Here is a 9,998-nt window from a genome sequence, read left to right on the forward strand (position 1 = left end):
CCTTCGCCGATGCCGCCGGCCACCGAGCCGGAGAGCATTTCCCCCAGCCGCGGCCCGCCGGCTACCACCACGATGAAGACCCCCTGCAGGCGCCCGCGCAGGTGGTCGGGGGTCGCGGTTTGCAAGATGGTGGTGCGGAAGACCGAGGAAATGGCATCGGCCACCCCTGCCAGCCCCATGCACGCGGCTGCGGGCCACAGCCAGGCACCTGCCGTACCGTCGGGCGGGACCGGGCTGCGCGCGGCCAGGATGACGACCAGCCCGAAGATCCCGATGCTCGCTCCCCACGCACAGACGCAGAGGAACACCGCAACGCCCTGGCGGTGGATGCGCCCCACCGGACCGGAGAACAGGCCCGCCAGGAAGGCACCCATTGCCGTCGCCGCCAGGAGCACGCCCATGGTCAGTTCGCCGCCGCCGATCAACACGGCGCCAATGGCCGGAAGCAGCGCCCGGGGTGCGGCCAGGACCATGGCCGCGATGTCGACCAGGAAGGTCATCCGCACATTGGGCTGGGTGCCCAGGAACCTGAATCCCTCGATGACCGAGCGCAGCCCGGCCTTGGAAGGCGTGCCCTCGGGAGGCAGTGCCGGCAGCTTGCAGACGGACCACACCGCGGCGGCATAGGTCAGCACGTCGATGGAGTAGGTCCAGCCGAACCCGATCTGGGAGACCAGCAGCCCGCCGAGCAACGGACCGATCATTTGGGCGATGCCGAAGGTGACCATGTTCAGCGAGTTGGCCGCCGGGAGGAGCTTGAGCCCGACGATCGCCGGGATGATGGCTCCCCGGGTGGGCTGGTTGATGCCGCCGGCCGCGGAGTGGATGGCCACCAGCCCGTAGAGCACCCAGACGTTGTCAACGCCCAGCCAGGCCTGGGCGGCGATGGCCGCGGTGGCTCCCCACAGGAGAAGCGCGGAGGCCAGGGCGACCTTGCGGCGGTCGTGGGCATCGGCGATGGAGCCGCCATACAGGCCCGTCAGCACCAGGGGCACCAGCGCGAAGGCGCCCAACAGGCCGACGTAGAGACTGGAGCCGGTCAGTGCGTAGACCTCGAGGCTGACAGCCACGAGGGTGAGTTGTCCGCCGACCGCCGACAGTGCATTGCCGACCCACAGCCTCTTGAATGCGGGGCTTTCGCGCAAGGGTGTCAGGTCAGCAAGGAGTCGGGCCACGGATCGAGTCTAGCGACCATCGCCCGGACACAGCGTGTCTTATCTTGACATATTCAAAATAAGAAGGTGGAATGGGTCGCATGGACCATTCGGCACAGATGCGGGAGCTTGGGATGCGGGTCACCCGCGGCCGCCTTGCCGTGCTCGATGCCTTGGAGAGCCACCCGCACTCCTCGGCGGAGAGAGTTGTCGCCGCGGTCCACCGCTTGTTGCCGGATATTTCCATCCAGTCCGTCTACAACGTGCTTAATGATCTGACGGAACAGGGCATGTTGCGACGGTTCACTCCCCCGCACTCCGCGGCACTCTATGAGACCCGCGTCAACGACAACCACCATCACGCCATGTGCACCGGCTGCGGCCGGATCGAAGACGTGGAATGCGCGGTGGGCCACGCCCCCTGCCTGACCCCGTCAAACGGCCACGGCATGGAAATCCGAATTGCAGATGTCCTGTACCAGGGCATCTGCGAAGACTGCAGGAACACCGGTGCGTCCTAACTGCCCACTGGACATCCGGCAGAAGAGTTGCCAACCCACAGGAAGAAGGAGAATCTCTTGAACGAGAACTTCACCACCACCCAGAGCGGCGCCCCCGTTGCCAGCGATGCCCATTCGCTGACCTCCGGCCCGGACGGCATCACCGCGCTCCACGACCGCTACCTCGTTGAGAAGCTCGCCGCGTTCAACCGCGAGCGTGTGCCGGAGCGCAACCCGCACGCCAAGGGCGGCGGAGCCTTCGGTGAATTCACCGTCACCGAGGACGTCTCGAAGTACACCCGCGCAGCTGTCTTCCAGCCGGGCGCCAAGTCCGAGACGCTGCTGCGTTTCTCCTCGGTCGCCGGCGAGCAGGGCTCCCCCGACACCTGGCGCGACGTGCGTGGCTTCGCACTTCGCTTCTACACCACCGAGGGCAACTACGACGTCGTGGGCAACAACACCCCGGTGTTCTTCATCCGCGACGGAATCAAGTTCCCGGACTTCATCCACTCGCAGAAGCGCCTGGGCGCCTCCGGCCTGCGCGATGCCGACATGCAGTGGGACTTCTGGACCCACTCGCCCGAGTCCGCACACCAGGTGACCTACCTGATGGGCGACCGCGGCCTGCCGACCTCCTGGCGCGAAATGAACGGCTACGGCTCGCACACCTACCAGTGGATCAACGCCGAGGGCGAGCGCTTCTGGGTGCAGTACCACTTCATCTCCCGCCAGGGCGTGCACAACATGTCCAACGAAGAGGCCGAGAAGCTTGCCGGCTCCGACGCCGACTTCTACCGCCGCGACCTGTTCGACAACATCGAGGCCGGCAACTTCCCGACCTGGGATGTCTCGGTGCAGATCATGCCGTACGAAGAGGGAAAGACCTACCGCTTCAACCCGTTCGACATGACCAAGGTCTGGCCGCACGCCGACTACCCGCTGATCCCGGTTGGCCACTTCACGCTGAACCGCAACCCGCGCAACTTCTTCGCCGAGATCGAGCAGGCTGCGTTCTCGCCGTCGAACCTGGTCCCGGGCATCGACATCAGCCCCGACAAGATGCTGATGGCCCGCGTGTTCTCCTACCCGGACGCACAGCGCAACCGCATCGGCACCAACTACAACCAGCTGCCGGTCAACCAGCCGCACGCGGCCAGCGTCAACAACTACATGCATGAGGGCTCCATGCAGTACCACTTCAACGACGCAGATGCCCGCGTCTACACCCCGAATTCCTTCGGCGGCCCGGCCGCACAGCCGGAACGCGCCGGCGAAGGCGGCTGGGAAACCGACGGCGAAATGGTTCGCGCCGCCGCGACCCTGCGTTCGGGGGACGACGACTTCGGCCAGGCAGGCACCCTGTACCGCGAGGTCTTCACCGCCGAGTCCAAGGAACGCTTCCACGCGACCCTTCTGGGCCAGTGCAACGGCATCACCATCGAGTCCATCCGCGAAGGCTTCTTCCAGTACTGGACCAACGTCGATGCAACCCTCGGTGCGATCCTGCGTGACGGCTACGCAGCCGGCGATGCGGGCTCGACCGACGGCGCCGCGGAAATGGCAGGCAAGGCCTAACCAGCCCCGGCATCCAGCCGCCACTGACGAAGCGGCCCGCCCTCCATCGGGAGGCCGGGCCGCTTCGTCGTTAAGAAAAGCAAGGACCCGCATTTTCCGCTACTTCGAAAAATACGGGCCCTTGCCCATGTACAGCTTAGCCCCGCGAGATCCTGACCATTTCATCGCGCTCGACAACCTTGACGCGGGCACGGTCCACCGGACCGTTCCCGGTCTGCGTCGGGGTGGCCGCGGCGCCGAGGGAAATCTCGTGCGCGTCCAGCTTTTTCCAGCCATCCCAGGTCGTGTATTCAACGCCGCGGGACTCGAGCAACTCGATGATCGCATCCTCGCCGGGGTTGCCGGCAATCGGCAGCGACAGGCGATCCTCAAGCAGATTCCCGATGGTCTCCAGTGCGTCGCCCTTGGTGTGGCCGATCAGGCCCACCGGACCTCGCTTGATCCAACCCGTGGCGTAGAGCCCCGGGACGTGGGCGCCGTCGGCGCCAAGCACCCGTCCGCCCTCGTTGGGAATGACGCCGCGCTTCTGATCGAATTCGATCTCGGCCAGCTCCGAACCGAGGTAGCCGATGGCGCGGTAGACGGCCTGGACCGGGTAGTCGATGAATTCCCCGGTGCCCTTGACGTTGCCGGTGCCGTCGAGCTCCTGGCGCTCGAACTTGATCCCGGCGACCTTGCCGTCTTCGCCGAGCACCTCGACGGGGTTGTGCAGGAAGTGCAGGTGCAGGCGGCGCGAGGCGCCGGTGTCCTGTTCCTCGACGATCCAGTTGGTCAGCGTGTTGACCATGGTCTTGACCTGGTTGTTGGACTTGATCAAGGCGTCGGAGGCCTCGTCGAACTCGAAGTCCTCGGGGTAAAGCACGATGTCGACGTCGCGGCTGTGGCTCAGTTCGCGAAGTTCAAGCGGGGTGAACTTCACCTGTGCCGGCCCGCGGCGGCCAAAGATGTGGACATCGGTCACCGGCGAATCCTTCAGGCCCTCGAAGACGTTGTCCGGGATCTCGGTTACCAGGAGGTCCTCGGCATGCTTGGACAGCACGCGGGCCACGTCCAGGGCCACGTTTCCGTTGCCCAGGACGGCAATTTCCTTGGCCTCGAGCGGCCAGGTGCGCGGGACGTCCGGCTGTCCGTCATACCAGGAGACAAAGTCGGCAGCCCCGAAGGACCCCTCGAGCTCGATACCCGGGACATCCATGCGGGCGTCCTTGATGGCGCCGGTGGCGAAGATGACAGCGTCATACATGTCGCGGATGTCGTGCAGCGACAGGTCGCGTCCGTAGGTCACGTTTCCCAGGAAGCGGATGTCTCCCCTGTCCAGGACCTTGTGCAGGGCGTTGACGATTCCCTTGATGCGCGGATGATCTGGGGCCACACCGTATCGAATCAGACCGTAGGGGGCGGGGTAGGCATCGAGCAGGTCGATGCTGACCTCGAATTCACGCTCCGCCTTGGTGAGAATGTCGGCAGCATAGACGCCAGCCGGTCCTGCCCCGATTATGGCGACACGGAGCGGGCGAACTGCTGAATCGGACACGAGGGGTTCCTTCCGGAGAACGATCATTCGGGCGCGCAAATAGCGCACGCCACGCTAGTCTAATTGGCCCCGGCCACTAAACGTGAACCGGTGTGCGCATGCTCACGCTCCCCATGGCCGGATCCGCACGAAGCGGGCCTTCTGCAATGGAGGCCGCACAGGCCCGTCATCCGGAGGGCACGGGCAAGCGATAGGCTCGTTTGCGACGCAGGCCGCGACCCCGCCCGACGCCAGGCACGAATGCCGGCAGCGGGCGATCAAACTCGGCCCGCGACCGACCCCCGACCAGCGTGAACGCACAGCGGACGCGCGCACCCGGAATGGAAACCATGCAATCCCGGTTGAACCGACCATGACCCAAACGCCCTCCGCCGCCAAGACGACCACCGCGGCCTCGAGCGGCCCCGCGAACGAACGCAACGCCGGACTGCTCCAGGGCCTGGGCGCGTACGGCCTGTGGGGAATACTTCCGCTGTATTTCCTCACCATAGCCATTGCGTCGCCCCTGGAAATTGTCGCCGGCCGCATCGTCTTCTCGCTGGTCTTCTGCGCGATCCTGCTGCTTGTGACCAGGAACTGGCGCCAGTTCATCGCCTTGGGCCGCGACCGCCGGGCGATGGCCCGCCTGAGCGTGGCGTCGGTCCTCATCGCGGTGAACTGGCTGACCTACACCTATGCGGTGCTCAACGGGCATGCTGCGGAAGCCGCCCTGGGATACTTCATCAATCCCCTGGTCTCCATCGCCCTTGGCGTGCTGTTCCTGAAGGAAAAGCTCCGCCGGATGCAGTGGGTGGCCATCGGATTCGGCCTGGCCGCCGTGACTGCCCTTTCGTTCGCCTCTGGCAACGTCCCCTGGGTCGCATTGGTCCTGGCCTTCTCCTTTGGCTTCTACGGCTTCGTGAAAAACCGGGTGGGCCGCACCGCCACCGCGCTGACGTCCCTGAGCATGGAGACCGCGATCCTGGCCGTCCCGGCCTTGGGGTTCATGGCCTGGCTGGTTGCCTCGAACACCGACACGGTGCTTTCCTCCGGACCGGGGCACTTTTGGCTGATGGCTTCCGGCGGGATCATCACCGCCGTGCCCCTGTTGCTCTTTGGTGCGGCTGCGCGCCGCCTGCCCCTGACCACCGTGGGGACCTTGCAGTTCCTGGCCCCCATCCTGCAGTTCATCGTGGCGCTGGTGGTCTTCAAGGAACCCATGCCGCCGGAGCGCCTCATCGGCTTTTCACTGGTCTGGGTGGCAGTGATCCTGCTGTGCATCGACATGGCCCGCATGCCCCGCCGGATCCTGCCGGTCAAGGTGCCGTAGGGCGCGGAACAGAAATTTCGCCTCAGGGGGCCGTTGCTGCAAACGTATCATCGAGTCCCCCTCCATTTCCAAGGTGTATCGCATGGGGGGCCTTGCCGCAAGGCCCCCCATGCGCGCGAGAATGGTCCCTCAAGTCCAGCACCACGGGAATGGGAACGACCACATGCAACCCTCCAAATCTTCAATCGGATCAAACCGCGGTGGCTCACCGCGGGATCGGGGGCGACTGTCGTGAACCCCCTGGCCACCAGTGCGTTCGCCCTCCCCGGCGGCCTTGCCGCCAAGTCCGACCCGTTGCTGGTCGGCGGCGACGAACGGCATTTCGGGACAATCGCGGCCAGCCTCGGACAGGCGATCAAGGAGCTGTCCACGCGCCTTGACGCGGTGCGCAAGGCACCGGGCCAGCTTGGGCAGGAAGCGCTGGAACGGGACATGGAAGTGCACCGGCTCACCGCACGCCTTCGCGCCTTGCGCCGCTTCGGCATGGATCTCTGCCTCGGCCGCATGGTGGGCGTGGATGACCCCGAGCCGATATACGTGGGGCGGCTGGGGCTCACCGACCCCACGGGCCGCCGACTGCTGATCGACTGGCGCTCCCCCGCGGCCGAGCCGTTCTTCGCGGCAACCCACGCCCACCCGATGGGCCTGGCCAGCCGGCGCCGCTACCACTGGAGGCGTGGGCGGGTCATTGACTACTGGGACGAGGTGTTCACCGCCGACGGGCTGGAATCCAACGCGGCGCTCGATGACCAATCCGCCTTCATCGCCAGCCTGGGGATCAACCGGTCGGCGCGGATGCGGGACGTGGTCGGCACCATCCAGGCCGACCAGGACGCCATCATCCGCGCACCGTCCCGGGGCGCGCTGGTGGTCGACGGCGGTCCGGGCACCGGCAAGACCGTGGTGGCGCTGCACCGCTCCGCCTACCTGCTCTACTCCGACCCGCGCATCGGCCACCACCGCGGAGGGGTGCTGTTCATCGGGCCGCACCAGCCCTACCTCGCCTACGTCGCCGACGTCCTGCCGAGCCTCGGCGAGGAGGGCGTGCAGGTTGGCACCCTGCGGGACCTGCTCCCCGAGGGCGCCGGTGCCGCGGAGGAGACCGACCCGGACGTGGCCGCCCTGAAGTCGACGGTGCAGATGGTGAAGGCCGTTGCGACTGCCGTGGGTTTCTTCCAGGAGCCTCCCGCCGAGGGCATGGTCGTGGAGACCGAGTTCGCGGAGCCCTGGCTGGATGCCGGGGACTGGGCCGAGGCCTTCGAGGCCGCGGAACCCGGGACCCCGCACAACGAGGCGCGCGGCGCGGTCCGCGACGCACTGATCGAACTCCTGGTGCAGAAGCACGATGCGGACGTCCCGGCGCAGGTGCTGCGCAAGTCGCTGCTGCGCAACCGGGAGCTTGCAGCTGCCTTCGACGACGCCTGGCCGGTGCTCGAGCCGGCCTCGGTCATCGGCGGCATGTGGACGGTGCCCACATTCCTGGCCATGTGCGCCCCCTGGCTCAACGAGGACAAGATCAGGCTGCTCCAGCGCGCCGACGGGCGGGCCTGGACCGCCAGCGACCTGCCGCTGCTGGACGCGGCCCGGCAACTGCTCGGGGACCCGGAAGCGGCGCGGCAAACGCGCTCCAACCACTCGGCTCCCGCCGGGCACGAGCTGATGGACAGGGTCATCGACGACCTGGTGGCCTCCGACGACTCCGAACTGATGGTGATGTCGATGCTGCGCGGGGAGGACCTGCAGGAGTACCTCTTTGACCAGGACGAGACACCGGGCCTGGATCCCGACGAACTCGCCGGCCCGTTCGCACACATCGTCGTGGACGAGGCCCAGGAGCTCACCGACGCCCAGTGGCAGATGCTGCTCTCGCGCTGCCCGTCGGGCAGCTTCACCGTGGTCGGCGACCGGGCCCAGGCCAGGGCCGGATTCACCGAGTCCTGGGAGGAACGCCTGTCCAGGGTCGGGCTGGGGCGGGTCACGATGGCCTCGCTGTCCATCAATTACCGCACGCCGGCGGAAGTCATGGAGGAAGCCGAGGCCGTGATCCGGGACGCGCTGCCCGATGCCAACGTCCCGGTTTCCATCCGCACCGGCGGGCCGCCCGTGCGCCACGGCCGAACAAGCGAGTTGGCGGCAATCCTCGAGGCCTGGCTGGCCGGGCACCCCGACGGTGCCGCCGCGGTGATCGGCGATCCCGCATTCACTCCCATGCCCCGGGTCGGTTCGCTGACGCCTCAGCTGGCCAAGGGCCTGGAGTTCGACTTGGTTGTGCTGGTGGATCCGGAGGCCTTCGGGGACGGCATCCAAGGCGCGGTTGACCGCTATGTCGCCATGACCCGGGCCACCGGCCAGTTGGTGATCCTCACCGATTCCTGACCGGCCCGGGTCGGCTCCCGGGCATGAAGAAAGGAGCCGGTTGGTTGTTCAAAGCCCTGAACAACCAACTGGCTCCTTTCCCGGTCTTGCGCTAGCACATTGGCTAGACGTTGGCGCGGATGGCCCCTTCGAGCACCTCGAAAGCCTCGGCCAGCAGGTCGTCGCCGATGACCAGCGGGGGAAGCAGGCGGATGACGTTGCCGTAGGTTCCACAGGTCAGGATCAGCACACCCTCGACCAAGCAGTCGGCGGCGATCTTCTTGGTGATCTCCGCGTCCGGCTCGATGCCGCCGGCCTTGACCAGTTCGATGGCCACCATGGCGCCGCGTCCGCGGATGTCTCCGATGACCGAGACCTCGGACTGAAGCTTGCGCATGCGGGTGAAGAACTGTTCCTCGATCTCGCGGGCACGGGCAGCGAGGTCCTGTTCTTCCATGAACCTGATGGTCTCCAGGGCAGCTGCCACCGCGACGGGGTTGCCGCCGTAGGTGCCGCCCAGGCCGCCGGGGTGGACCGCGTCCAGCAACTCGGCGCGTCCCACGATTCCGGACAGCGGCATGCCGCCGGCCATGCCCTTGGCCACGGTGATGATATCCGGGACGATGCCCTCGATGTCGGAGGCGAACCAGGCGCCGGCGCGGCAGAAGCCTGCCTGCACCTCGTCGGCGACGAAGACGATGCCCTGCTCCTTGGCCCACTCGGCCAGGCGCGGCAGGAAGCCCTCGGCCGGGACGATGAAGCCGCCCTCGCCCTGGATCGGCTCGATGATGATGGCGGCGATCTGGTCTCCGCCGATCTGCTTCTCCATGGCCAGGATGGCGCGCTCGGCGGCTTCCTTGCCGGAGATGCTCGGGTTTTCCTCGCGGAACGGGTAGCTCATCGGCATGCGGTAGATTTCCGATGCCAGCGGGCCGAAGCCGCGCTTGTATGGAGCGGCCTTCGCGGTCAGGCCCATGGTCAGGTTGGTGCGGCCGTGATAGGCGTGGTCGAAGGCGACCACCGCGGTGCGGCCGGTGGCCACGCGGGCCACCTTGATGGCGTTCTCGACGGCCTCGGAACCGGAGTTGAAGAAGACCGCCTTCTTGGCGTGGGTGCCCGGAGTGATCTCGGCCAGCTTTTCGGCCAGCTCGACGTAGCCCTCGTAGGGGGTGACCATGAAGCAGGTGTGGGTGAAGCGGGCTGCCTGTGCTGCAACTGCGGCGGCGACCTTTTCGTTGGAGGCGCCGACGCTGGTCACGGCGATGCCCGAGCCCAGGTCGATGATGGAGTTGCCGTCGACGTCCACGATGATGCCGCCGTCGGCGTCCGCCACGTAGACGGGCATCGCCGATGCAACGCCAAGGGCGACGGCGTTGGCGCGGCGGGCCGCGAGCTCCACCGATTTGGGGCCGGGGAATGAGCCGTTGATGTGTCGCTTTTGCTCGATGCGATAGGTGATGTCCATGATGGTTCAGTCCTTTCCCGGACCAGGCTCCCGGTGCCGTGGCCGCGCAGCGGTCCCGGCACCCGGGCGCACTATTGAAACCCGTGTCTTGGGGGTATATAAATAC

The 9,998-nt window shown here is 66.7% G+C and carries 7 protein-coding genes; 4 read left to right on the forward strand and 3 right to left on the reverse strand.

Annotation, left to right across the window (positions count from 1 at the left end; all coding sequences use genetic code 11):
* Positions 1 to 1,175, reverse strand: a 1,175-nt coding sequence (locus tag ACLQ7E_RS06555) for an MFS transporter (RefSeq protein WP_411731767.1), incomplete at its 3' end; no start/stop codon positions are given.
* Between the two features lie 71 nt (positions 1,176 to 1,246).
* Here ACLQ7E_RS06555 and ACLQ7E_RS06560 point away from each other — a divergent pair.
* Positions 1,247 to 1,675 carry a Fur family transcriptional regulator gene (locus ACLQ7E_RS06560; protein WP_411731768.1) on the forward strand — a complete coding sequence of 143 codons (429 nt, stop codon included), beginning with the start codon at positions 1,247 to 1,249 and terminating at the stop codon, positions 1,673 to 1,675.
* A 57-nt stretch (positions 1,676 to 1,732) separates the two neighbouring features.
* A complete protein-coding gene (locus ACLQ7E_RS06565; RefSeq protein WP_411731769.1) occupies positions 1,733 to 3,229 on the forward strand; it encodes a catalase in 1,497 nt (498 codons plus the stop codon).
* 136 nt (positions 3,230 to 3,365) lie between these two features.
* Here ACLQ7E_RS06565 and ACLQ7E_RS06570 read toward each other — a convergent pair whose 3' ends face one another.
* Positions 3,366 to 4,763, reverse strand: coding sequence for an FAD-dependent oxidoreductase (locus tag ACLQ7E_RS06570; protein ID WP_411731770.1), 1,398 nt, complete (start codon positions 4,761 to 4,763; stop codon positions 3,366 to 3,368).
* Positions 4,764 to 5,115: 352 nt separating this feature from the next.
* Between ACLQ7E_RS06570 and rarD the strand changes: the two genes are divergently transcribed.
* Together rarD and helR are read left to right on the forward strand one after the other, a co-directional pair.
* Complete coding sequence (gene rarD, locus ACLQ7E_RS06575; RefSeq protein ID WP_411731771.1) at positions 5,116 to 6,072, forward strand: EamA family transporter RarD; 957 nt, start codon at positions 5,116 to 5,118, stop codon at positions 6,070 to 6,072.
* Between the two features lie 231 nt (positions 6,073 to 6,303).
* Positions 6,304 to 8,448, forward strand: a complete 2,145-nt coding sequence (gene helR, locus ACLQ7E_RS06580) for an RNA polymerase recycling motor ATPase HelR (RefSeq protein ID WP_411731772.1) — start codon at positions 6,304 to 6,306, stop codon at positions 8,446 to 8,448.
* A gap of 103 nt (positions 8,449 to 8,551) precedes the next feature.
* On the opposite strand, the gene gabT is transcribed toward helR, so the two are convergent.
* Positions 8,552 to 9,892, reverse strand: coding sequence for a 4-aminobutyrate--2-oxoglutarate transaminase (gene gabT, locus ACLQ7E_RS06585; protein ID WP_411731773.1), 1,341 nt, complete (start codon positions 9,890 to 9,892; stop codon positions 8,552 to 8,554).
* Between the last annotated feature and the right edge of the window lie 106 nt (positions 9,893 to 9,998).

Origin of the sequence: Paeniglutamicibacter sp. (genome assembly GCF_046714615.1) — a bacterium.
GTDB lineage: Bacteria > Actinomycetota > Actinomycetes > Actinomycetales > Micrococcaceae > Paeniglutamicibacter.

What these genes read in the sequence shown, in the direction of transcription:
- ACLQ7E_RS06560 (WP_411731768.1), top strand. Translation starts at nt 1,247, where the DNA reads ATGGGTCGCATGGACCATTCGGCACAGATGCGGGAGCTTGGGATGCGG.
- rarD (WP_411731771.1), top strand. Translation starts at nt 5,116, where the DNA reads ATGACCCAAACGCCCTCCGCCGCCAAGACGACCACCGCGGCCTCGAGC.
- gabT (WP_411731773.1), bottom strand. Translation starts at nt 9,892, where the DNA reads ATGGACATCACCTATCGCATCGAGCAAAAGCGACACATCAACGGCTCA.